General features: G+C 72.5%; 18 protein-coding genes. 2 read left to right on the forward strand and 16 right to left on the reverse strand.

The genetic code is table 11. The annotated features are described in order from the left end of the window. Nucleotides 1-209: 209 nt before the first annotated feature. From AF335_RS16435 to AF335_RS16485, 11 genes are all read right to left on the reverse strand, one after another. Complete coding sequence (locus tag AF335_RS16435) at nucleotides 210-2,321, reverse strand: AIPR family protein (RefSeq protein ID WP_244927050.1); 2,112 nt, start codon at nucleotides 2,319-2,321, stop codon at nucleotides 210-212. A gap of 312 nt (nucleotides 2,322-2,633) precedes the next feature. Then, a complete protein-coding gene (locus tag AF335_RS16440; protein ID WP_102919123.1) occupies nucleotides 2,634-3,971 on the reverse strand; it encodes a class I SAM-dependent RNA methyltransferase in 1,338 nt (445 codons plus the stop codon). Nucleotides 3,972-4,101: 130 nt separating this feature from the next. Continuing rightward, nucleotides 4,102-6,153 carry an APC family permease gene (locus tag AF335_RS16445; protein ID WP_102919124.1) on the reverse strand — a complete coding sequence of 684 codons (2,052 nt, stop codon included), beginning with the start codon at nucleotides 6,151-6,153 and terminating at the stop codon, nucleotides 4,102-4,104. A gap of 270 nt (nucleotides 6,154-6,423) precedes the next feature. Then, nucleotides 6,424-7,521 carry a cytochrome P450 family protein gene (locus AF335_RS16450; protein ID WP_311775577.1) on the reverse strand — a complete coding sequence of 366 codons (1,098 nt, stop codon included), beginning with the start codon at nucleotides 7,519-7,521 and terminating at the stop codon, nucleotides 6,424-6,426. Beyond that, on the reverse strand, nucleotides 7,518-8,954 hold the full coding sequence (locus AF335_RS16455) for a cytochrome P450 (RefSeq protein ID WP_228772890.1): 1,437 nt from the start codon (nucleotides 8,952-8,954) through the stop codon (nucleotides 7,518-7,520). Before AF335_RS16455 ends, AF335_RS16450 begins: the two co-directional genes overlap by 4 nt. Nucleotides 8,955-9,034: 80 nt before the next feature. After that, on the reverse strand, nucleotides 9,035-9,706 hold the full coding sequence (locus AF335_RS16460; protein WP_102919126.1) for a GTP-binding protein: 672 nt from the start codon (nucleotides 9,704-9,706) through the stop codon (nucleotides 9,035-9,037). Further along, on the reverse strand, nucleotides 9,684-10,046 hold the full coding sequence (locus AF335_RS16465) for a DUF742 domain-containing protein (RefSeq protein ID WP_102919127.1): 363 nt from the start codon (nucleotides 10,044-10,046) through the stop codon (nucleotides 9,684-9,686). Before AF335_RS16465 ends, AF335_RS16460 begins: the two co-directional genes overlap by 23 nt. After that, the gene (locus AF335_RS16470) at nucleotides 10,043-10,474 is read right to left on the reverse strand and encodes a roadblock/LC7 domain-containing protein (RefSeq protein WP_087925836.1); all 432 of its coding nucleotides are present in this window, start codon (nucleotides 10,472-10,474) and stop codon (nucleotides 10,043-10,045) included. The genes AF335_RS16465 and AF335_RS16470 overlap by 4 nt, the downstream gene beginning before the upstream one ends. Then, on the reverse strand, nucleotides 10,471-10,668 hold the full coding sequence (locus AF335_RS34670; RefSeq protein WP_170127716.1) for a hypothetical protein: 198 nt from the start codon (nucleotides 10,666-10,668) through the stop codon (nucleotides 10,471-10,473). The genes AF335_RS16470 and AF335_RS34670 overlap by 4 nt, the downstream gene beginning before the upstream one ends. Beyond that, complete coding sequence (locus AF335_RS16480) at nucleotides 10,665-12,167, reverse strand: ATP-binding protein (protein ID WP_244927052.1); 1,503 nt, start codon at nucleotides 12,165-12,167, stop codon at nucleotides 10,665-10,667. The genes AF335_RS34670 and AF335_RS16480 overlap by 4 nt, the downstream gene beginning before the upstream one ends. 222 nt (nucleotides 12,168-12,389) lie before the next feature. After that, nucleotides 12,390-14,375: an FAD/NAD(P)-binding protein gene (locus AF335_RS16485; RefSeq protein WP_102919129.1), complete on the reverse strand. Its 1,986-nt coding sequence runs from the start codon at nucleotides 14,373-14,375 to the stop codon at nucleotides 12,390-12,392. Nucleotides 14,376-14,832: 457 nt separating this feature from the next. Between AF335_RS16485 and AF335_RS16490 the strand changes: the two genes are divergently transcribed. Further along, nucleotides 14,833-16,626: an MFS transporter gene (locus AF335_RS16490; protein WP_102919130.1), complete on the forward strand. Its 1,794-nt coding sequence runs from the start codon at nucleotides 14,833-14,835 to the stop codon at nucleotides 16,624-16,626. A gap of 148 nt (nucleotides 16,627-16,774) precedes the next feature. Then, nucleotides 16,775-17,356, forward strand: coding sequence for an NADPH-dependent FMN reductase (locus tag AF335_RS16495; protein ID WP_146045539.1), 582 nt, complete (start codon nucleotides 16,775-16,777; stop codon nucleotides 17,354-17,356). 115 nt (nucleotides 17,357-17,471) lie between these two features. Here the strand turns inward: AF335_RS16495 and aroA are convergent, their stop codons facing one another. The 5 genes from aroA to AF335_RS16520 are packed head-to-tail and all read right to left on the reverse strand — an operon-like array spanning nucleotide 17,472 to nucleotide 22,253. Then, on the reverse strand, nucleotides 17,472-18,761 hold the full coding sequence (gene aroA / locus AF335_RS16500; protein ID WP_102919132.1) for a 3-phosphoshikimate 1-carboxyvinyltransferase: 1,290 nt from the start codon (nucleotides 18,759-18,761) through the stop codon (nucleotides 17,472-17,474). Continuing rightward, nucleotides 18,758-19,147 (reverse strand): transaldolase family protein, encoded by a 390-nt coding sequence (locus AF335_RS16505; protein ID WP_102919133.1) that lies wholly within the window; start codon nucleotides 19,145-19,147, stop codon nucleotides 18,758-18,760. The genes aroA and AF335_RS16505 overlap by 4 nt, the downstream gene beginning before the upstream one ends. Nucleotides 19,148-19,180: 33 nt before the next feature. Then, nucleotides 19,181-19,675 carry a transketolase-like TK C-terminal-containing protein gene (locus tag AF335_RS16510; protein ID WP_102919134.1) on the reverse strand — a complete coding sequence of 165 codons (495 nt, stop codon included), beginning with the start codon at nucleotides 19,673-19,675 and terminating at the stop codon, nucleotides 19,181-19,183. After that, complete coding sequence (locus AF335_RS16515; protein WP_102919135.1) at nucleotides 19,672-21,555, reverse strand: anthranilate synthase family protein; 1,884 nt, start codon at nucleotides 21,553-21,555, stop codon at nucleotides 19,672-19,674. The genes AF335_RS16510 and AF335_RS16515 overlap by 4 nt, the downstream gene beginning before the upstream one ends. After that, on the reverse strand, nucleotides 21,552-22,253 hold the full coding sequence (locus AF335_RS16520) for an isochorismatase family protein (protein ID WP_102919136.1): 702 nt from the start codon (nucleotides 22,251-22,253) through the stop codon (nucleotides 21,552-21,554). The genes AF335_RS16515 and AF335_RS16520 overlap by 4 nt, the downstream gene beginning before the upstream one ends. Nucleotides 22,254-22,303: the final 50 nt, after the last annotated feature.

Raw genomic sequence — 22,303 nt, forward strand, 5'->3', positions numbered from 1 at the left:
GGGTCTGCGCCCCGGGCGGTCCGTGCGTGCGCCGTCACAGTCGCCACCTGGGATTCTACGGCCCCACGGGTACCTCCGAAGGTGCGTTCCGCCAGGCCGGAAGGTGCGCGGTTCAATGTCTCCGGACCCTACAGGGAGCTACTGACAACGCCTGGGCGGAAGCGGGGCGACGAGGCTGGGCCGGCGGCGCCCCGATCCCCTGGCCGCGCTCACTCCTCCGTCGGCTCGTTTCCCTCTCGCAGCCGTACTGCCAGCGCCAGCTCGTCCAGCGAACCCTGCCCCGGCACGAACCACCGGATCGTGCCCTGTGCCGAGCTGTTTACTCCGGACGCCTCGCAGCGCATCTTCCGCGCGAGGCCACTGGGCGAGTACCACTCATCGTCAGCGTGCCACTGCAGGGGGTAGCGACCCGCCGCGTTGCTCCAGGTCGCCTGAGCTCGCCGTGGGTCGACCGCCAGCCACTCGGCCATCTCACGGCGCTCTGGCTTGCTGTACGGGCGGAATTCCAGGACCGTGCCCTCCTCGATCTCGCCAGCGGCGACCAGGGTCGTCACGGCGTTCACCTTCCGCCCCCGGGCCTCGGCCGTGGCGACCTGGTAGTCCTGGTTGAGCTCCGGGGCTTTCTCCTCGGAGTCGAGCTTGCGCAGGGCCGCACGTACCACTCGCTCGATCCGTTCCGTGTTCCGGACGGCGGCGATGATGTGGCTGGACGTGCCGTATTCGTTGTCGATCGCATCGAGCACCCAGGACAGGGACTCGCGGACCAGGTCGGGCACCTTGGCGAGCTCCGTCGCCCAGTCACACTCCGGATCCTCGATGGCCCGGGTATCCAGGCGGCGGTAAACGATGTGGGTGACCAGGAGGTCGCCGTAGAAGGCCGCCGCGTCGGCGCGCCACACCAGCCCCTCACGCAGGAGCTGCAGCTGCGCCCGGACCTCACGGAGAAGCTCGACACTGCGCCAGACCTTGAAGACGTTCGGTTCGGGGCCGAAGGTCTCCTGGTAGTTGTGGTCCTCCCACAGCCCGGCGAGGTTGTCATCACGCTTGGCCACGGCTGCGAGCCGGGCGTTCGGGCTGACAGCCGCAAGCGCCTCGGCGGCCTCGGTGATGGAGCAACCGTGCGCCGGGTCGGGGACCGTCTCGCCGCGCTTGATGACGTAACTGCGCTTGAGGAGCATGGCGAAGTCGTCGCGGAGCCTGACCTGGCCGGGGTCGAGGGACTTGAAGTCGCGCTCCTCGATCGGGTTCTGTGTGTTCGTGGTGGTGGTGACCTGGTCGCCAAAGCCAGGCGGGCAGTCCTCCAGGGAGATCAGGCGCACAAGGACCCGCCCGTCCTGCGCCGCGCCCGTGTCCTCGGTAAAGGCCCGATAGATGGCACTCACCGTCTGCGCGCCGTTGACCACGCTGACGCCGGACAGCTGGAAGTTGCCCACTTTGCCGGGCAGCGCCCGGCCGATCGACTGGATCGACTCACACAGCATGGTGATGCCGTTGCTGAAGTACCAGAAGTGCTCGGGCTCCTCCCGCAGGGTCTCTCTGATCTTGGAGTTGACGTCGCTCTCATCGAGGGAGTCACGGATGTTCCGGGCGAAGAGGCCGCGCCGGTGCTCCTCATAGAGATCGGCGAGGTCGGGGACGGTCATGGTGCCGTACATCGCCTTGTACGGCGTCGACTCCTGGCCGAAGCACTCCAGCTGAACCTTGGCGTCGATCTTCGGTGCGGCGGCGTCGCCGAGAATCGCTCGATGGAAGTCCCGCAGGTCGAGAACCTTGACCTCGACCATGTCGCGGACAACCTGGTTCTGCTCCTCCTGCTTCATCCTGATCAGTTCGCGCACGCCGTCGCTGAGCGGCGCCTCGCGCATCAGGGCGAGCACAAGGGTGATCTTCGGGGTGCCGGAGTCGTAGGCCCGCTCGATGTCAGGGACGAACGGCTGGAAACGGCGGTTGAACCGGCCGAAGTTCCGGTCGAGCATGAGCTCCAGACCGTGGAACATCTTGTGCACCTCGGCCTCGCCGAAACCGCCCTTGTTCTGGTCGCTCCACTTCGCCTGCACCAGGCAGATCCGGGAGCGCGTGGTTCCGAAGTCCACCGCGATCGAGTCGAGGCCCTGGTCGTCCTGCCCGTCAAAGACCCTCGTGGCGGCGACCCGGTCGCTGCACGGGTGCTCGATCTGCGCGGCGAGCGCGGCCAGACCACGGCTCAGGAACGCCTGATGGCGACTGGCCTCCGACAGCCGCGCCTGGTCCGACATGTCGATAAGACCGGTGAACCGGTCCTCGATCGCCTTGCGGACGTACCCCACGTGCAGTTTGCTCACGGTCCACCCCTGTCAACGCCTCAGATCGTCAACACCCTATCGGGGGGAATAGTCCTTGTGAGGTTCCCCTCGCAGCATGGAGTCCGTGACAGCAGGGGACGTTGGTTGTCATGGCGGAGAAGCGTCGCAAGTTCGCGGCGGAGTTTCGTGAGGGGCAGTACGGATCGTGACGGAGTCCGGGAAGCCGATCCCGAGGTTGCGAAAGACCTGGGGATCAACGAGACGTCCCTGGCGAGCAATGGGCGTCATTTCAGCGTCAAGATATCGCCCGTAACGCCCACCGAAAATAATACGCACACCTAAAATTGCAGGTCAGGAGCCGTTCTCGGCAGGCTTAAGGATCGCCACGCACTCCACATGATGCGTCATCGGGAACAGATCGAACGCCCGCAGCGTCACCGGCCTGTACCCCTCCTCCGCGAAGTACGCCAGGTCCCGTGCCAGCGCCGCCGGGTCGCAAGCCACATAAGCGATCCGGCGCGCCCCCAGCGAAGCCAGGTGGCGGACCGTCTGCTTGCCGGCGCCCGCGCGGGGCGGGTCGAGGACGATGATGTCGGCGCTGTCGATGCCGGTGCGCGGGAGGACCTGTTCGACCTTGCCCTGCTCGATGCGGACGCGGTCGAGGTCCTGGAGGTTGTGGCGGGCGTCCTCTACGGCGCGCTTGCTGGACTCGATGCCGAGGACCGCGCCCTTGTCCGTGATGCGCTCGCCGAGCGCGCCGGCGAAGAGGCCGACGCCGCAGTACAGGTCGAGGGCCATGTCGTTCTTGCGGGGCATCAGGCCCTGCATGACGGCCTTGATCAGGGTGTCGGCGGCCTGCGGGTGGACCTGCCAGAAGCCGCCCTCGCCGACGCGGTACGTGCGCTCGTCGGCGCGCTCGCGGACGAAGGGGCGGCCGTGCACGCGGTGGACCTGCTTCTCGCCCCGGCGGTTCTCGCCGACGCGCATCACCGACACCGGCTTATCCAGCTCCACGATGGGGAGGCGGCCGTCCGGCTTCGGGGTGAGGATCACCTGGCGGTCCGCGGAACCCGAGGCCGCGATGGCCTCGATCGTCGCGATCTGCGGCCACTCGCGCTTCTCGATGCCCAGCTCGGTGACGCCCGGCGCGGCGATCATGCAGTGGTCGATGACCTGGACCTCGTGCGAGCGGTGCTTGCGCAGGCCCGCGTGGCCCTCGGCGTCGACGGCGTACTGGACGCGGGTGCGCCAGGCCGGGACCTCGCCCGCCGGGAGCTTGTCGCCCTCGGCCGGCATCACGGTGCCGTCCCAGCCGGCCTCCTCGGGGGTGAGGCCCGCGAGGCGCTTGAGCTGCTCCGCGATGACCTCGCCCTTGAGGCGGCGCTGGGCGCCGGGCTTGGCGTGCTGCCAGTCGCAGCCGCCGCACATACCGGGGCCCGAGAACGGGCAGGGGGCCGGCACCCGGTCCTTGGAGGCTTCGAGGATCTCGACCGCGTCCGCGCGCAGGAAGCGCGAGGTCGACTCGCCCTCGGTGACGCGGGCGCGGACGCGCTCGCCGGGGAGGGCGTGCCGGACGAAGAGGACGCGGCCCGAATCGGTGCGGGCGACGCAGTGGCCGCCGTGCGCCACCGGGCCGACCTCGACCTCGTACTCGTGGCCGATCAGCGATGCGTCGGTGTCGTGCTGCATGGCGGGATCGGCTCCAGAGGTCAGAGGAAGAAAGGAGAAGTGCGGCGCGGTGGAACTCGCCGGACAACATCAGCCGTCCAGTCTACGTCCCACCGCGCCGCACTCCTGACGTTCCGGCGCCGCCACGCGGCTACCGCTTCGTCGCGGCCTTCTCCCGCTTCGGTTCGGCGACCGGGCCGCGGCGCACCGAGCCCGGCGCGTTCCACTCGGCTCGCTTGCGGGCCCGCCGCTTGGCGGCCTCGGAGGAGTCGAGCTGCCAGGGCACCGAGGTGACCATGACGCCCGGGGTGAAGAGCAGCCGGCCCTTGAGGCGCAGCGCGCTCTGGTTGTGGAGCAGGTGCTCGTACCAGTGCCCGACCACGTACTCGGGGATGTACACGCTCACCACGTCGCGCGGGCTCTCCTTACGGAGGCTCTTGACGTAGTCGATGATCGGGCGGGTGATCTCCCGGTACGGCGAGTCGAGGATCTTCAGCGGGACGTCGACACCACGGCGGTGCCACTCGTCGCGCAGGGCCTTGGTCTCGGCCGCGTCGACGCTGATGCTGAGCGCTTCGAGGGTGTCGGAGCGCATCAGCTTGGCGTAGGCCAGGGCCCGCAGGGTGGGCTTGTGGACCTTGGAGACGAGGACGATGGAGTGCACCCGGGAGGGGCGTACGGTCTCGTCGCCCGGCTCGTCCTCGGCGGCGATCTCCTCGGCGACCCGGTCGTAGTGCTTCCGGATCGCGGTCATGGTGGCGTAGAAGATCACCATGCCGAGCAGCGCGACCCAGGCGCCGTGGGTGAACTTCGTCAGCAGCACGACGACGAGGACCAGGCCGGTGAAGAACGCGCCGAAGGTGTTGATCGCGCGGGAGCGGACCATGCGGCGGCGCTCGGCCGGGTCGCCCTCGGTGGCCAGGTGGCGGTTCCAGTGCCGGACCATGCCGATCTGGCTGAGGGTGAAGGAGACGAAGACGCCGACGATGTACAGCTGGATGAGCCGGGTGGAGTCGGCCCCGTAGATCACGACGAGTATGGCGGCGGCGCCGGCCAGCAGCACGATGCCGTTGGAGAACGCGAGCCGGTCGCCGCGGGTGTGCAGCTGGCGCGGCAGGTAGCGGTCCTGGGCGAGGATCGAGCCGAGCAGCGGGAAGCCGTTGTACGCGGTGTTGGCGGCCAGGAAGAGCACGAGGGCGGTGGCGGCGGCGAGCACGATGAAGAGGAACGAGCCGTTGCCGAAGACCGCCTCGGCGACCTGGGAGATCACCGGGTTCTGGGTGTAGCCGGAGCCGACCGGCCGGCCGTCCTTGAGCAGGTCCGTGGCCGGGTGCTCGGCCATCCGCACCTTGGTGGTCATGGCCAGGGCGATGATGCCGCAGAACATGGTGACGGCGAGGCCGCCCATGAGGGCGAGGGTGGTCGCCGCGTTCTTGCTCTTGGGCTTGCGGAAGGCGGGCACGCCGTTGCTGATGGCCTCCACGCCGGTGAGCGCGGCACAGCCGGAGGAGAAGGCGCGCAGCAGCAGGAAGACGAGCGCGAAGCCGGCCAGGCCCTGGTGCTCGGCGTGGATGGTGTAGTCGGCGGTGGGCGCCTTCATGGTCTGGCCCATGATCAGGCCGCGTACCGCGCCCCAGACGATCATGATGAAGACGCCGCCGACGAAGATGTACGTCGGGATGGCGAAGAGCTTCCCGGACTCCTTGACGCCCCGCAGGTTCATCAGGGTCAGCAGCACGATCACCCCGACGGCGCAGGCCGTCTTGTGCTCGACCACGAACGGGACGGCGGAGCCCAGGTTCTCGATGCCGGAGGAGATCGAGACCGCGACGGTCAGGACGTAGTCGACGAGCAGGGCGCTGGCGACGGTGAGGCCGGCCTTGGGCCCGAGGTTGGTGTTGGCGACCTCGTAGTCACCGCCGCCGCTGGGGTACGCGTGCACGTTCTGGCGGTACGAGGCGACCACCGTGAACATCAGCACCACGACCGCGACGGCGATCCAGGGACTGAAGTGGTAGGCCGACACACCTGCCACGGAGAGCACGAGAAGCACTTCGCCCGGCGCGTACGCCACGGAGGAGAGGGGGTCGGAGGCGAAGACGGGGAGCGCGACACGTTTGGGGAGAAGGGTTTCTCCCAGCTTGTTGCTGTGCAGCGCCCGCCCGATCAGGATCCGTTTCGGCAGGTCGGTCAATTTGGACACGCAGAGGATCGTAGAGGATGGCAAGGCATTCGTATCCACGCCGCCCCACCTGGCTGCCTATGCGAGGCGAAAGCCGTTAAAGAGGCGTTAAGACGGGCCGGTACCGGCGCCCGAGGGCGCCGGCCGGGGTTATAAGCGGACTCCGGAAAGGGGTGCGGGGGCCCGGGAAGCGGTGGGTGAACGGGCTCCTCGGATCCGGGGAAAGTGGCCAACGCGACAGTCCGGCCGGCGGCCGGTACGCCGACCCGCCGGCCCCGCCCCGTCAGCGCGTCAGCGCGTCAGCAGTACGGGCAGGCTCCGGTGCCCGTTGGAGATGAAGGACTCCACCGGACGCAGCCCTTCCGGGTCGGCGAGGGCCAGGTCGGGGAAGCGCGCGAAGAGGGCGGGCAGGGCGACCGCGGCCTCCAGCCGGGCGAGGGGCGCGCCGAGGCAGAAGTGGACGCCGTGGCCGAAGGCGAGGTGGTCCTTGACGGCGCGGGTGACGTCGAAGCGGTCGGCGTCCTCGCCGTGCAGCTCCGGGTCGCGGCCGGCGGCGGCGTAGGCGGCCAGGATGGGCTCGCCGCGGCGGATGGTGACGCCGTCGAGGGCGATGTCCTCGGTGGCGTAGCGCAGCGGCAGGCTGGCGACGGGGGCCTGGACGCGGAGGGTCTCGTCGATCACCGCGTCCCAGTCGGCCTTCCCGTCCCGGACGAGCGCGAGCTGGCCGGGGTGGGTGAGGAGGGCGTGGATGGCGTTGTCGAGGAGGTTGACGGTGGTCTCGTGACCGGCGCTGATCACCAGCAGCAGGGTGTCGATCAGCTCCTGCTCGGTGAGGCGGGAGCCGTCCTCGTCGCGGGCCGAGATCAGGATGCTGGTCATGTCGTCGCCGGGGGTGGCGCGCTTGGCGGCGACGATGCCGGCGAGGATCTCGTAGACCCGGGCGTAGGTGGCCGTGACCTCGTCGGCGTCGGCGGAGGTGTGGAAGATGCTGTCGACGCAGGCGCGCAGGCCCTCGCGGGTGGCCTCGTCGGTGACGCCGAACAGCTCGCAGATGACCTGGATGGGGATGGGGTACGCGTAGTTCTCGCGGAGGTCGACCGGGCGGCCGGCCGGGGTGGCCGCGAGGTCGTCGAGGAGGCCCTGGGCGAGCTCCTCGATGCGGGGGCGCAGGGCGGCGGTGCGACGGGCGGTGAAGGCGCGGGCGACGAGGCTCCGCAGCCGCTTGTGGTCGGCGCCGTGGGCGGTGAACATGTTCTGCACCGCGACCCAGGTGAAGAGCGGCCACTCCGGCGAGATCTCACCGTTGATCCAGGCCGGCCAGTGGCGGCGCGGGTCCTTGGAGACGCGGGGGTCGGTGAGGAGCTGCTTCAGGAGCGGCTGGGTCGTCACTGCCCATGCCACCACTCCCCCAGGAAGCTCCACGGGCGTCGCCGCTCCGCGGGCCCGGATCCGGGCGGCCTCGCCGTGGATGTCACTGCCGGTGGGGTCGATGGCGACGGCACCGGTCCTGCTGAGCTGACTGAGCTGGCTTTCCATCGGGGGTCTCCAGGGGTCTCGGCCTGCTGCTGACGGTGGTGGTACGGGGCTCCGGGCCCTCCCGCGGCACCGGGCACGCCGGACGCCGCGAGGTCGTGGACGGGCGCGGGGGCGGGCCTGGTGGGGTGGACCGGGGGGAAGCGGACGGGCAGGGCGGTGAGCGCGCGGTGGAAGGGGCCCGGCCGCCAGACCAGGCGGTCGGCGGGGACGGCCAGCTCCAGGTCGGGCAGCCGGTCGAGGAGCTTCTCGACGGCGACGGCCGCGATGAGCCGGGCGGCGTCCTTGGCGGGGCAGGTGTGCGGGCCGGCGCTCCAGGCGAGGTGGGCGCGGTTGCCGGTGCGCTGGTCGGAGAGGAGGGCGGGGTCGGTGTTGGCCGCGGCGAAGCTGACGACCACGGGCTCGCCGGCGCGCAGCGGGACGCCGCCGAAGTCGACGTCCTGCACGGGGTAGTGCACGCCGTAGTTGGCCATCGGCGGGTCGAGCCAGAGGACCTCGTCCAGGGCGTCCTCGACGGGCATGCTGCCGCCGGCCAGGTCGCCGGCGAAGCGGTCGTCGGAGAGCAGCAGCCGCAGCGCGTTGGCGATGAGGTTCTGCTGGGGCTCGGTGCCGGCGCCGATGAGGACGACGAGCTGGTGGATCATCTCCTCGTCGGTGAGCCGGGCGTGGTGGGCCATCAGCCAGGAGGTCATATCGGCGCCGGGCTCGGTGTGCTTGAGGCCGATGAGTTCGACGAGGCTGTCGGCGATGAGGGCGTCGGCGCGCTCGGCGTCGACGCCGTCGAAGATCCCGGAGAAGCCCTCGACGAGGCGGTCGCCGAGCTCCGGCGGGCAGCCGAAGAGCTGCTGGAAGACCAGGAGCGGCAGGACCTTGGCGTAGGCGCCGAGGAGGTCGGCCTCGCCGAGGCCGGCGAAGCGGTCGATGAGGGTGTCGGCGCTGCGCTCGACATAGCCGCGCAGGGCGTTGGGGTCGATCCGGGACAGGGAGTCGGTGACGGCCTGGCGGAGCCGGCGGTGGGCGTCCCCGTCGGAGAAGAGACAGTTGGGCCGGTAGGCCATCATCGGGACGACGGGGTTGTCGGCGGCGACCCGGCCGTCGGCGAGGGCGCGCCAGCGGCGGGCGTCCTTGGCGAAGATCTCGGGGCTGCGGAGCACCTCCAGCGCGGCCCGGTAGTCGGTGACGAGGGTGGCGTGGGCGCCGGGCGCCAGCTCGACCGGGGCCGCCGGCCCGAGGGCCCGCAGCCGCCGGTAGACGGCGTGCGGGTCGGCGGCGAAGTCCGGCCCGTACATGGGGGTGGCGCCGCCGTGGTGCGCGGGGCAGCCCGGCGGTGCGCCGGACCCCGCTCCGGGGCCGGCGTCGGGGCGGTGGGTCACACGGGCTCCTGGGCGTACGGGGCGGCGTGCCCGGCCGGACCGCCGGGGACCGGTGCCGGACCCGCCGGACCCGCCGGGGCCGCCTGTCGCGCCTGGAGGTATTCCACGAGGGCGATCAGGGCGCGGGTGGAGGAGATCCGGTCGCGGGCGTCGCAGGTGATCAGCGGGGTCTCGGGGAGGAGGTCGAGGGCCTCGCGGATCTCCTCCTCGGGGTGGGCCGGGGCGCCGTCGAAATGGTTGACGGCGACGGCGTACGGCAGGCCGTGCTCCTCCAGCAGCCCCATGACGTCGAACGACTGCTCAAGCCGACGGGTGTCGGCGAGCACGAGCGCGCCGAGGGCCCCATGGGTCATGTCCTGCCAGAGCCGGGTGAAGCGCTGCTGGCCGGGGGCGCCGAAGAGATAGAGGACGAGGCTGTCGCTGAGGGTGACCCGGCCGAAGTCCATGGCGACCGTGGTGGTCGTCTTGCCGTCGATGCCGGCCAGGTCGTCGACGAGCGCCCCGGCCTGCGTCATGGTCTCCTCGGTGCGCAGCGGCCGGATCTCCGACAGCGAGCCGACGAAGGTCGTCTTGCCCACCGCGAAGTGGCCCACGACGAGGAGCTTCGCGGCGGTCCGCACGGACCGCCGCAGGTAGAGCGCTCCGTCAGAGGCGAGCGCGGAGTCCATCCAGCACCTCCTGAAGAATCTGGGCCTCGGGAAGTTGCGCCGAGGGGATGGGGGCCCGGGTGATGAGGTGACCGCTGTCCACGAGATCGCCGAGCAGCACCTTGGTGACGCTGACGGGCAGCATCAGATGGCCGGCGATCTCGGCGACGGACAGCGGCCCGCCGAGGCAGAGTTCCATGAGCCGGTACTTCTCGGGGCTCAGTCCGCCGAGCGGGCGGTCGTACTGGGCGATGACGAGGGTGACCAGGTCGAACGTGTTGCGGGTCGGGTGGGCGCGGCCGTCGGTGACGACGTACGGCCGTACTAATCCTTGTCCGCGCCTCGGCGTGGGCGGGGTCATGCCGGGCTGCCGCCCTGCCAGGCGTCCCGCCGGGGCGGGCTGGTGAGCTCCTTGCCGAGCCGGTCGACGAGCTTCTGCATGCGGTAGGTCACGGCCTCCATGTCGACGTGCTCGGTGGCCGAGACGGCGAGGTAGGCGCCGGGGCCGGCGGCGATGAGGAAGACGTAGCCGCCCGCGAACTCCACGAGGGTCTGCCGCCAGGGGCCGGACTGCTGGATCTGCGGGCTGCAGAACTCGGCGGTGGAGCGGCTGATGGACTGGAGGCCGGAGAGGGCGGCGGCCTGCCGCTCGGCCTCGTCGCGCTCGATGCCCTCGGAGCGGGCGCGGAGCATTCCGTCGGAGGAGAGGAGGATCGCGTGCCGGGCCTCCGGCATCTTCACGACCTCGTCCAGCATCCAGCCCAGCTCGTTGTTCAGGTGGTCGTTCACGCTGGGGTGTTCCCTTCGTCGTCTTCGGGTGCCTGTTCGGGGTGGCCGCCGTGGCGGGGGGCGTGGCCGGGGTGCCCGGTGCGGCCGGAGCGGGTGCCGCGCGCGAAGGCGCCCATGCGCCGGGCGGTCTCCTCCGGGCTGCGGGGCGGCGGTCCGTCCAGGTCGAGGGGCGTACCGCCGGGCGGGGTCGTCATGCCGCCCAGCCCCAGGATCTCCACGGTCTGCTCGGCGGGCGCCTGCCCGGCGCCCGCCGTGGGCTGCCTGCGGCGGCGCTTGGGCAGGCCGCCCGCGGTGGAGCCGGTGACGGCTCCCGGGTGGCCGTCCGGGGAGCCGACGGCCGGGCGGGCGGGCGGGAAGGCGCCGGGGGCGGGCGCCATGGGGGCGGTGTCGCCGGTACGGCCGGAGGGGGCGGAGGGTCCGGGTGGCCGGCGGGGCCGGCGGGGCCGCCGCGAGGGGCGGGCGGCGGGAAGGCATCGGCGGCGTGCGGAACGCCGCCCGGGACCCGCTGTCCGGGGAACGCGGCTCCGGCGGCATCGGCACCGCCGGGAACACCGGCCGCACCGGAGGCACGGGGAGCCTCGGACATTCCGGGAACCTCGTGCGACCCGGGGGCATCGCGGACCTCGTCGTGCCGTACGCCCTTGGAAGCCGTACGGCCGGGGGGCCCGAGCGGCGTGGTGTCGGGCCCGTCGATCTCAAGGTGCACCAGCAGCGCGCTGGGCAGGAACAGCACGGCCCGCACACCGCCGTACGGCGAGCGGGTGTCGACGGAGACGCTGAACCCGTAGCGGGCGGCGAGCACGCCGATGACGGGGAAGCCGAACTGCGGCGGGTCGCCGAGCCGGGAGACGTCGACGGTCCGCTGGCCGGACAGCAGCGCGGCCGCCCGCTGCACCTCCTGGCCGTCCATGCCCACGCCCGCGTCGTCGATGACCACGCAGGCGCCGTTGTGCACGGGCTGGAGGCCGACCTGCACGGTGGTGTTGGGCTGCGAGTGACGGGCGGCGTTGTCCAGCAGCTCGGCGACGGCCAGCACCACGGGCTCCACGACCCTGCTGACGACGGCGAGATCGGCCTGGTTGTGCACCTGTACGCGCCGGTAGTCGCGGATCCGCGAGGTGGCGCCGCGTACGACGTCGGTCAGCGGGGACGCACTGCGCTGCCGGCCGGGCCAGGAGCCGCACAGCACGGAGATGGCCTGGGCGCGGCGGCCGAACTGGGAGTTGGCGTGGTCGATCTGGAGGAGGTCGCGCAGCACGTCGGGGTTGTCGTGCCGCTCCTGCATGTCGGAGATGGCCAGCTGCTGTTCGTGCGCCAGCCCCTGCAAGGCGCGCATGGACGCCTTGAGCGCGGCCTTCGCCGACTGGTCGGCGCGGGCCTGCGCCTTGTCCACGGCCTGGGTGAAGGTCTCCATCACGGACTGAAGGCCCTGGGCGAACACGGTGCCGGTCAGCCGCTCGTCGAGCAGCCCCGGCAGGGGCACGGGCTGGTGCATGGAGGCCGTCACGGCGGGCAGCCGGACGGCGACCAGGTGCCGCACCTCGGTGTCACGTGCCTGAAGGCCGTCCTCCAGCGCGCTGACCCGCCGGCGCACGGCGGCGGTGATCCCCCGCTGGCGCACGAGCAGCACCGCCACGGCGACCAGCGCGACGGCCAGACACCAGCTCACCACCTCCGGTATGTGATGTGACATCAATTCCTCGTGGGCGAAGGGGGCATACGGTCGGCGTGGACAGGTGGTGTCCTGACGTCCCGTCCAAAACGGAATACGCGGATCATCCTAACCACGCGGCTGGGCGTCTGGCCGATCTTCGTTTCACGAGTTACCGAACAGACATACGCCTCATGTCACGACCGTAGCGTGCGTCCCTTCAGGGCGTCAGAGGCCCCCGTACGGGCGGCCCCGGGACCGCGCTCATACGATCACGCCCGACGGATCCGTGTCCTCCGTCACCGGCCGCAGGGCGTGGGGGATGTGGGCGACGGGTGGGAGGGTGAGGACGGCGCGGGCGATGGCGTCGGAGTCGCCGAGGGTGACGGAGTCGACTCCGGGACGGATGCCGGCCGCGGTCACCCAGTGCACGGCTTCGGTCGGCACGCCGTAGGCGAACCGTCGAGGATGGACATGGCCTCTCCCGTCGATCACGTGGTACGGCCGCTCGGTGACCGCGAGACCGCCCGTCTCATAACTCGTACCCGACGCCGCGTCGATACGGAAAGTCGTGATCTGGTCAGTGTTCAACAAGTGCCGCAGCAACGGATCCGCGGTACGCCGCAGGTCAGGCTCGGGAAGCCGGGCCTCGATCAGCGTGCGCGCCCGTACCGGAGCCCCGGGCACCGCCGTGGAGGTCGCCACGAACGCGGGGTCCGCGGTGTCGATGCGCACGACCGTCCCCGGCCCGGTCACCTCCAGCACCCCGGCCTCGATCAGCGCGATCATCTCCTCGATCCGCGACGCGGGCGGGCCGATCGACAAGAACGCGTTCAGCGGGGTGTACCAGCCCTCCAGGTCGTCACGGTGCGAGGTGCCCTCCAGACCGCCGTGGTCGACCGCGAGACGGATCTCGTTGCGCAGATCCCGCATCACGTCCAGCGCCGCCTTCAGCGGCCCGCTGACATTGCCCGCGCGGGCCGCCCGCACGTCCTCCGCCAGATACCCCAGCAGCCACGCGTGGAACTCCCCGCGACCGGCGAACTCCCGCTCCCCGTACGGGCGCGAGAGCCGCTCCCAGCTCCACCGCGCGTCCCCGCCGATCCCGAACGCCTCCAGCAGCCCCGCCCGCTCCTCCTCCGACTCCAGAGCCAGGAACCTGCCCGCGAACGGCTCCGCCTCCCCACCACGCCCCAGGGAGCGCAGCAGAGTGGCGTAATAGACGCTCTCCACCTCACGGGAGATCAACGGCCACAGATCGGCACCGAAGCGCACCGGTCCCCCACGACGGACGCGGTCCCGCAGCCCGGCCACGTACTCGGCCGTCAGCAGCCTGGGAAGGTAACGGCCGTATGCGCCCTTCTCGTTCTCACCCCGTGCGTGATAAGGGACGCCACGCCGGGAGAAGGCGTAGATCTTCGGCTCCCGGCCGGACGGTCGGTAGGCCACCTTCCCGCCCGCACGGACGAACCGCCCGCCCCGCCCGGCCGTGAAGAGCGCCATGTAGTCGAAGAAGTTCAGGCCCAGACCGCGCAGCAGGACCGGCTCGCCGCCCCGGACCCCGCTCAGGTCCAGATCGGCGGGGTTGGCGGGGGTGACGTAGTCGAGGTGGTGGATACGGGCGAGCGACGCGGTACGGGCCTCGCGCGGTGAAAGATGGGCCGGCACATGGCCCAGCGCCATCACGATCGCGTCCAGCTGGTTCAGCCGGGTGCCGTCCTCCAGGCGGACGCCCTGGGGGCCGCCGGGCACGCCTTCGACATCGGCCATGGCGACCACCAGCGAGCGATGCGTCTCGACGGTCATGTGCGTGGGGGCGCGGGCGACGATCCGCCGGAAGCTGTCGTGGAGGTAGCGGCCGTAGAACGCCCGGGTCGGATAGGCGTCCGGGCCCAGTCCGCGGGCCTCGGCCAGAGTCGCCCCGTCGTACGGACCGGCCGCTCCCCCGGCGCGCCCCGCCACGCCGCGCGCCCACTCGTACAGGCTCGGCCCCGGCTCGATCGGGCCCTCGATCCGGGCGCTGTCGTCCGTGTACACCGTGATCTGCGACGACACCGTGTTCATCAGCAGCTCACGCGACTGGTCACTGCGCCACACGGTGCCCGCGCCGGGCGCCGACGGATCGACGACATGCACCGTGACGGCCGCATGCGTGGGCGCGACGCGCTCGTTGGCGCACAGCCGCTCCAGGACGGACAGGCCACGCGGGCCGACACCGACGACGCAGACCTCGACATGGCTGTCACTCATGCGGGGCTCCTCTTTTCCAGAGAACAGCGGCTCGGACACCGCCCCGGGGGGAGACACGGCCCCCTCGCCGGCCGCGCGCGAGCGGTCCGGAACGTGCCGCCGCCGGCCGGCGCGGCTTCCCACGCCTGTCAATCTGGACGGCTCCGTTTTCACGGGTCAACGGCCGGTCTGCGGGTCCGTCAGGTCCTCCCTTTTTCCCCGGCCTCTGGGCGCTTCACGGCCCCGGCCCGGCCCCCCTGACCTGACGCATCAACCGGGGCGGCCTTGTCCGGCACGGCCGCCGCCGCGCAGTCTCGTGCCATGAGCCGTGCCCGCCCGTGCGCCGGGGCACCTCGCCGAAGGACCGGCCGAGGGACTCGCCGAGGTCTTCGGGCGACCGGACCCGGCGCGGTGGGCCGGACCGCCCCTCGACCGCCCCGACCGCCCCTAGGCGCCTGCCTGCGTGAGATGAGGAGAGATGACGACCCGAGCGGCACCCTCCCGTCCGTGGACCGAGAGCTGGGACCCGGAGGACGAGGACTTCTGGGAGCGCGGTGGGAAGCACATCGCGCGACGCAATCTGACGGTGACCGTCCTCTCCGGACACCTCGCCCTCTCCGTGTGGGGCATGTGGTCGGCGCTGCTGCTGTTCGGGTCCCCCGGAACCGGCCCGGCGTACGGTCCCGGGGGCGCTTTTCTGCTGGTCGCCGCGCCGGTGGCGGCCGGGGCGGCGCTGCGGTGGGCCGGTTCACGGGGGCGGCGCGCCCCCGGTCCCGTGGACCGGCCGGGCGGCCGGGCACGGGTCGTCCTCGGGACGGCCGCCCTGCTGCCGCCCGCCCTGGCCGCCGCCTGGCTCGTACAGCGGCCCGGCACCCCGCTGTGGACGCTCCTGATCGTCGCGGCGACCGCCGGGGCGGGCGGGGGGACGCTTCCCGCCGTCGGCGCGCGGCACCTCGCGTCCCTGTATCCCCACCGGGAGCGCGGGCTCGCGCCGGGTGTGGGCGGCGGCCTGTCCGGCGTCGTGACCGCGCAGGCGCTGGGACTGCTGGTGATCGCGGCGGCCGGGGAGTCGGGCCCGGCGTACGTGGCCGTCGCGCTGCTGCCCCCGGTCGCGCTGGTCGCGGCGGCGGCCGCGCTGCTGATGGACGATCCGGTTCCGTTACGGCCGGCACGGGTCTTGCGGGTCGTGCCTCCCGTCCGGCCCCGGGCGGTGGCGCCGCGCCGCGCCCGCTGGGCCGCGGCACTGCGCGCGGGCACGTCCGGCGCGCTCCTCGGCCACTGCCTGGCCTTCGGCCTGGTCCTGCGGAGCGAGTTCGGCTGCTCGCCGCGCCGGGCGGCCGCGTACGCCTTGCTGGGCGCGCTGCTCGGCCGGGCGGCCCGGAGCCTGGGCGGCAGGGCGCCCGGCCCCCGGACCGCGGGGCGCGCCGTCCTCGCGGGGACGCTCGGCATGGCCGTGACGGCCGCGCTGCTGCCGACGGTTGGGGGCACGTGCGGAGGGTTCGCGGCCGGCTTCACGGCGCTGTGCGTGTGCGGCGGCGTGGGGGCGGGGGCTCTGAGCCGTACGGCCGACGACGTGGACGGCCGCGCGGGGAGCGGCGTGCGCGACGTCGCCGGGGGCGGCCGGAGGAACGGCCGTGGTGGGGTCATGGACAGCGACCCCACCGCGTACGGCCACGCCGGAACCGGCCTGCGCGACGCCATCGGGGACGGCCGGAGGAACAGCCCGGGTGGGGCCATGAACAGCAACCCCACCGCGTACGGCCGCACCGGAACCGGCCTGCACGACGCCATCGGGGACGGCCGGAGGAACAGCCCGGGTGGGGCCATGAACAGCAACCCCACCGCGTACGGCCGCACCGGAACCAGCCTGCACGACGTCACCGAGAACAGCCGGAGAAACGGCCCGAGCGGGGTCATGAACAGCGACCCCACCACGTACAGCCGCGCCGGAACCGGCCTGCCCGGCGTCATCCGGGACGGCCGGAGGAGCCGCGGCATCGCGGGCGGCGGCCCCCGCGTGGCCGACGCGTTCGGTGCCGTCGTCGTGCTGCTCACCTTCGCCGCCTGCTACGCGGGTCCCTCCGGCGGCGGTTCGGCGGCGCCCGCGCTCCGGGGCCTCGCCTGCGTCCACGGGGTGTGCGCGGTGCTCGCCTGGGCGGTCGACCGGCGGCGCGGGGCCTCGGCGGGCCCGGGCCGGGAACCCGCCCGGGCGCACACGGACGTTCCGCGCCGCGGGACCGTCCTCCCGGGTGTCACGGGAGCGTCCCCGTAAAGCGCTCCGGGGGCCGAGCGCTCCAGGGGCCGGGAAGGAAACGCGGGCGCGGTGCCGGAGAGGTACCGCTTCGGTGTCGGCGACGGGGACTCTCCCGGTCGCCGACACCGGCCGCACCGTGCCGACGACCGGGAGAACGGAGACCGACATGTCCAGGGTGGTGCTGATTTCCGGGAGCCTGCGCCGCGGGTCCGTGAATTCCGCGGCGCTGCGCGCCGTGCGGCGCATCGTGGAGAGCGCCCCGGGCGCCCCGGAGGTGATCTCGCTGCCCATCGGCCGGCTGCCGTTCTACGACGGGGACGTCGAGCGCTCCGGGGCGGCCACGGCCGTGCAGGCGGCGCGAGCGCTGGTCGCGGACGCCGACGCCCTGGTCATCAGCACCCCCTCGTACAACGGCGCGGTGCCGGGGGTGCTGAAGAACGCGCTGGACTGGCTGTCCCGCCCGGACGGCGCGAGCCCGCTCGCCGGGCGGGTCGTGGCCGTGCTGAGCGCCTCGCCGAGCGGGCGCGGGGCGATCGACGCCCAGCCCGCGCTGATGGACCTGCTCGACGCCTGTGAGGCGGTCGTCGTCGAGCACCCGCCCGTGGCCATCCGCCGGGCGGATCGCCGCCTGGACGCGGCGGGCGAGATGAGCGATCCGGAGGTGCTGGCCGCCCTGCGCGGGCTGGTCGACGCCACCTTCGAAGCGGTGGCGATCCTGGCGGGCCAGCGTCGGTCGGCGCTCGCCTGACGGGACCGGCCCGCCCCGGTGCGGCCGCGACGCGCGGTCTCCGGAGCGGGGACCCGGACGAACGGGCGAGGCCCTGGAGCCTCGGACCGCTCGTGTCCGCTCCCGGGTGAAGGGGTCAGCGGGGACCGCCCGGCGGGAGCGGGTGCTCGGGGAAGAGCCGGTGCAGCTCGGCGTGGAAGCCGGGGAAGGTCTTGGCCACGCAGTGGGGGTCGTCGAGTGTGAGGGTGCCGGGCACGGCCAGGCCGAGCACGGAGAAGGCCATGGCGATCCGGTGGTCGCGGTGGCAGGCGATACGGGCGGGCCGCGGTGTGCCGGGGTGGACGGTGAGCCGGTCGGGGCCCTCCTCGCAGGTGATGCCGCAGGCGCGGAGGTTCTCGGCGACGGCGGCGACCCGGTCGGACTCCTTGAGCCGGGCGTGGGCGACGCCGCGCACGGTGACGGGCGCGTCGGCGAGCGGGGCGATGGCCGCGAGCGTCATGAACGTGTCCGAGATATCGCCCATGTCGATGTCGAAGCCGCCGCGCAGCGGCCCCGTCCCGGCGACGGTGGTGGCCGTCTCCCCGACCTCCACGTGCGCCCCGGCCCGGCGCAGCGCCTCGACGAAGCGCAGGTCGCCCTGGACGCTGCGGGTGCCGAGGCCGGGCACGGTGACGGCGCGCCCGGTGACGGCGGCCGCGGCGAAGACGTAGGAGGCGGTGGAGGCGTCCGGTTCGACGACCAGGTCCGCGGGGGCGCAGCCGCCGGGCCGTACGGTGATGCGGCCGTGCGGGCCCTCGGTGACGTCGGCGCCGAAGTGCCGCATCAGGGCCAGGGTCATGTCGAGGTACGGGCGGCTGACGAGGTGGTGGACGTCGACGGTGAGCGGGGCGCGCATCAGGGGCGCGGCCATCAGCAGCCCGCTGAGGTACTGACTGCTCATGGACGAGTCGAGGACGAGCCGCCCGCCGTCCAGACCGGTGGTGTCGAAGTGCAGCGGCGGACCGTCCTCGGGTGCGGGGCGGACGGCGGCGCCGAGGCGTGCGAGCGCCTCGGCGAGGGGGCGCTGCGGCCGGGCGCGCAGCTGGGCGGAGCCGTCGAAGACGAACTCGCCCTGCCCGGTGGCGGCGAAGGGGGGCAGGAAACGGGCGGCGGTGCCTGCGTCTGCGCACCAGACACGGGCGGGCCCGGTGGGGCCGCGGCCGGTACCGGTGACCTCCCAGCAGCGGTCGTCGGGGGCGCTGCGGACGGTCACGCCGAGGGTGGTGAGGGCGGTGCGGAAGGCGAGGGTGTCGTCGCTGACGAGGGGTGCCCGGATGCCTGTGGTGCCGCGGGCGACGGCGGCCAGCAGCAGGGCGCGGTTGGTGATGCTCTTGGAGCCGGGGATCCGCGCGGTCAGCGCGGTGACGGGCGGCTGCCAGGTCGTCATGGAGTCTCCTGGTCGGGGCGGTCAGGGAAGTCGAGGCGGTCGAGGGTACGGGCGTCGGGGCGGGCCCCGGCGGCGGTCTCCAGGGCGAGGGTCAGGGTGTCGAGGAGGCGGTGCCAGGACTCGTCGAGGTCCTTGAGGGCCTCGGCCTCCAGGCGGGTCGTGAGTTCGCGGTGGTCGATGCCGCACCACCGCAGCTGGCCGAGGAGGCGGCGGGCGGCGGCGTGGCCCACGTCGGTCCAGGGCCGGCCGGTGGCCTTGCCGTGGTCGGCGACGGCTTCGAGGGTCTCCTCGGCGAGGGCGGTGACGGTGGACCGGGCGGTCAGCCGGTCGGCGTGGCGGGTGTCGCGGTAGGCGGGGTTCCGTACGGTCGTGTCCGCCCAGAGCAGCCGCCGCGGCCGGCCGCCCGAGCCCGTCCGTGCTCACGGCCGGTTCCCTCCCGGCCCGCGGGCCAGTCCGGCGCGGGCGGCCGCGGCGACCCGCTGGGCCGTCAGCCCGCCCTGCTCGTAAAGGGCGCGGTACGAGGCGAAGGCGCCGGCGCCGTCCAGGCCGACGGTCTCGCGGGCCGGGCACAGGAGCTGGTACCAGCCGAGGGCGGTGCCCGCGCCGACGGAGACGGTGGCGCGGGCGCCGGGCGGCAGGACGGCGTCGCGGTACGCGGGGTCCTGCTCGTGGAACCACTTGGCGCACGGCATGGCGACCACGCGGGTGGCGATGCCCTCGCGCTGGAGGATCCGCCGGGCGTCCAGCGCGACGGGCACCTCGCCGCCGCCCGCGACGAGTACGACGTCGGGGTCGCGGGAGCCGCCGCCCGCGTCGGCCTCGGCCTCGGCCAGGACGTAGCCGCCTCGGGCGACCCGGTCGGCGGCGGGGGCCGCCAGGGTTTCCAGGGGTGTTCGTACCACTGCCGGGCTCATGCGACGGGCACCTTTTCGACGAGGCCGGCGAGCAGGTTCCCCACGATCCGTGGTCCGTCCTGGGTGAGGACGGACTCGGCGTGGAACTGCATGGACGCGAAGTGCGGGCCCCGCAGGGCATGCACCTCACCATTGGCGGGATCGCGGCTGACCTCCACGGTCCCGGCAGTGCCGTACGGGACCGTGTCCGTAGCACTGCGGGCGGCGAAGGTGTTGTAGAAACCGACACGTTCAGGACTGCCGAAGAGATCGATCCCCCGCTGGACACCCTGATTCGGCACCTCACGACGGCCCAGCTCCAGCCCCAGACGCAAACTGAGAACCTGGTGACTGAGACAGACCGCGAGGAAAGGCCGCCGCTCATCGAGCAGAGTGCCGATCGCCGCGTCCAGATGGGCGATCTTGGGATGGGAAAGCTCCCTCGGATCACCCGGGCCCGGGCCCATGACCACCAGATCGTGCCCGTCGAAGGAATACGGCTCATCGAAACGGCGAACCGTCACCGTCAAACCCATGGCGCGCAGCTGGTGGTCGATCATGGAGGTGAAGGTGTCCTCGGCATCCACGACCAGCACCCGCCGCCCGGCCAGCACCGGCACGGTGCGGGCCCGCTCGGTGTCGGGGGCCAGCCAGAACCCGGCGATACCCGTATTCCGCTCCGCCAGGGCGGCCCGCACCCGGGGGTGACGGCCGAAACGGCCGGCCCCGTCGTCCTTCAGCGCGGAGATCAGCCCCGCCGCCTTCGCCCGCGTCTCCAGCACCTCCGAACCCGGATCCGAATGACGCACCAGCGTGGCCCCGACCCCGATCCGCACCCGCCCCGAACGGTCGATGTCGGCGGTGCGGATGAGGATCGAGGAGTCCAGGACCCGCTGCCCGGCGCTGTCCCTGCCGATGAGGGCGAGCACCCCGCTGTAATAGCCGCGGCCCGACTCCTCATAGCGGTCGATGACCCGGCAGGCACTCTCCAGCGGGCTGCCCGTCACCGTCGGCGCGAACATCGTCTCGCGCAGGATCTCGCGCGGATCCCGGTCCGTACTGCCCTCGATCAGATACTCGGTGTGCGCGAGACGCGCCATCTCCTTCAGATACGGCCCCACCACCCGGCCGCCACCCGTGCAGATCCGGGCCATCATCTTCAGTTCCTCATCGACCACCATGTACAGCTCATCGGTCTCCTTACGGTCCGCGAGGAAGTCCATGACCTCGGGAAGACTGGGCCCCGCGGCCGGGTAACGGTAGGTCCCGCTGATCGGGTTCATCACCGCCCGGCCCCCCGCGACACTGATGTGCCGCTCCGGAGTCGCGCCCACGAAGGTCCGCTCACCCGTATGCACCAGGAACGTCCAGTACGCCCCCGACTCCCGCTCCAGCAACCGCCGGAAGAACGTCAAAGCATGCTCGGGCCCGTATCCGGTGATGTCCGCGGTGAAAGACCGCTTGATGACGAAATTGGCACCCGTACCCTCACCGATCTCCTCCGCGATCACCCGCCGCACCATCCGGGCATACGCGTCATCATCGACGTCGAAATGCTCCCCGGTAAGAGCGAGCGGCACCTCGGGAATCCGGGCCAGAACCTCCGCCACACCCACAACAGCCTGATCAGTCACCGTCATCGCCAGCAACGGAGCACCGTCATCGGCACAGGCGAAACCCCGCTCCGCGATCTGCCGGTACGGGACCACCACCAGCGCCTCGTGCCCCGCGCCGCCCGGTGCGGGCAGCCGGACGTCGGCCAGGGTCCCGGGCGTCGACACCTCGCCCACCAGCAGGTCCATGGCCCCGGGCCCGGTGGCGTCCGGGCGGTGCACCAGCGCGTACGCGGGCACCTCGCCGCCCAGGATCCGGCCCAGGAGATCCCCCGTGCCCGTGCTCATGCCGTGACTCCTTCCCACTGTGCCGGGCCGGCCGGGAAGGCCGCCCCGGGGTCCTTCGTCGTGTCCGCCGCCAGAGCGGCCGCCAGGTCCCCGGCCGTGGCGACCACCGCGCACCGCTCCGCCGCGTAGGTCAGGGCCAGCCGGTGGTACTCGGCGGAGAAGTCCGCCACCGCGTCGCCCACCAGGAACGTCTCGATGTCGTTCGTGAACGCCTCGACGGCGGTCATCAGCACGCCCACGTGCGCGTACACCCCGCACACCACCAGTTGGTCCCGCCCGGCCGCGCGCATCCGCGCGAGCAGTCCGGAGCGGAAGAAGGCGCTGTAGCGCCACTTGGTGAACACCCAGTCGCCCACCCGTGGCGCCACCTCGTCCACCACCAGCCGGTCCGCGGGGGCCACCCGCATGCCCGGCCCCCAGAAGTCCTTCAGCAGGCCCCGCTGTTCCTCGCTCATCCCGCCCGGCTGCGCCGTGTACGCCACCGGCACGCCGGCCGCCGCGCAGCTCTCCCGGAGGAGGGCGGTGTGCCGCACCAGGGCGTCCCGGACGCCTTCGGGCAGGGGGGCCAGGAAGTAGCGCTGCATGTCGTGGACCAGCAGCACGGCGCGGGCGGGATCCACCGTCCAGCGGGCGGTGTTCCCGGGCAGCTCGCCCGCTGTCGGCATCGGGTACGGCTCTATCGGGGGGATACCAGCCATGGAACTTCCTCTCCTTCGCTCTCGGTCCTCCGGTGGTCGCCCGGGGCCCG

The organism is Streptomyces eurocidicus, from assembly GCF_002891295.1.
Lineage (GTDB): Bacteria > Actinomycetota > Actinomycetes > Streptomycetales > Streptomycetaceae > Streptomyces > Streptomyces eurocidicus.

What these genes read in the sequence shown, in the direction of transcription:
- aroA (WP_102919132.1), bottom strand. Translation starts at nt 18,761, where the DNA reads ATGACGACCTGGCAGCCGCCCGTCACCGCGCTGACCGCGCGGATCCCC.
- AF335_RS16460 (WP_102919126.1), bottom strand. Translation starts at nt 9,706, where the DNA reads ATGGACTCCGCGCTCGCCTCTGACGGAGCGCTCTACCTGCGGCGGTCC.
- AF335_RS16520 (WP_102919136.1), bottom strand. Translation starts at nt 22,253, where the DNA reads ATGGCTGGTATCCCCCCGATAGAGCCGTACCCGATGCCGACAGCGGGC.
- AF335_RS16440 (WP_102919123.1), bottom strand. Translation starts at nt 3,971, where the DNA reads ATGCAGCACGACACCGACGCATCGCTGATCGGCCACGAGTACGAGGTC.
- AF335_RS16480 (WP_244927052.1), bottom strand. Translation starts at nt 12,167, where the DNA reads ATGTCACATCACATACCGGAGGTGGTGAGCTGGTGTCTGGCCGTCGCG.
- AF335_RS16455 (WP_228772890.1), bottom strand. Translation starts at nt 8,954, where the DNA reads ATGTACGGGCCGGACTTCGCCGCCGACCCGCACGCCGTCTACCGGCGG.
- AF335_RS16465 (WP_102919127.1), bottom strand. Translation starts at nt 10,046, where the DNA reads ATGACCCCGCCCACGCCGAGGCGCGGACAAGGATTAGTACGGCCGTAC.
- AF335_RS16490 (WP_102919130.1), top strand. Translation starts at nt 14,833, where the DNA reads ATGACGACCCGAGCGGCACCCTCCCGTCCGTGGACCGAGAGCTGGGAC.
- AF335_RS16510 (WP_102919134.1), bottom strand. Translation starts at nt 19,675, where the DNA reads ATGAGCCCGGCAGTGGTACGAACACCCCTGGAAACCCTGGCGGCCCCC.
- AF335_RS16495 (WP_146045539.1), top strand. Translation starts at nt 16,775, where the DNA reads ATGTCCAGGGTGGTGCTGATTTCCGGGAGCCTGCGCCGCGGGTCCGTG.
- AF335_RS16515 (WP_102919135.1), bottom strand. Translation starts at nt 21,555, where the DNA reads ATGAGCACGGGCACGGGGGATCTCCTGGGCCGGATCCTGGGCGGCGAG.
- AF335_RS34670 (WP_170127716.1), bottom strand. Translation starts at nt 10,668, where the DNA reads ATGACGACCCCGCCCGGCGGTACGCCCCTCGACCTGGACGGACCGCCG.
- AF335_RS16485 (WP_102919129.1), bottom strand. Translation starts at nt 14,375, where the DNA reads ATGAGTGACAGCCATGTCGAGGTCTGCGTCGTCGGTGTCGGCCCGCGT.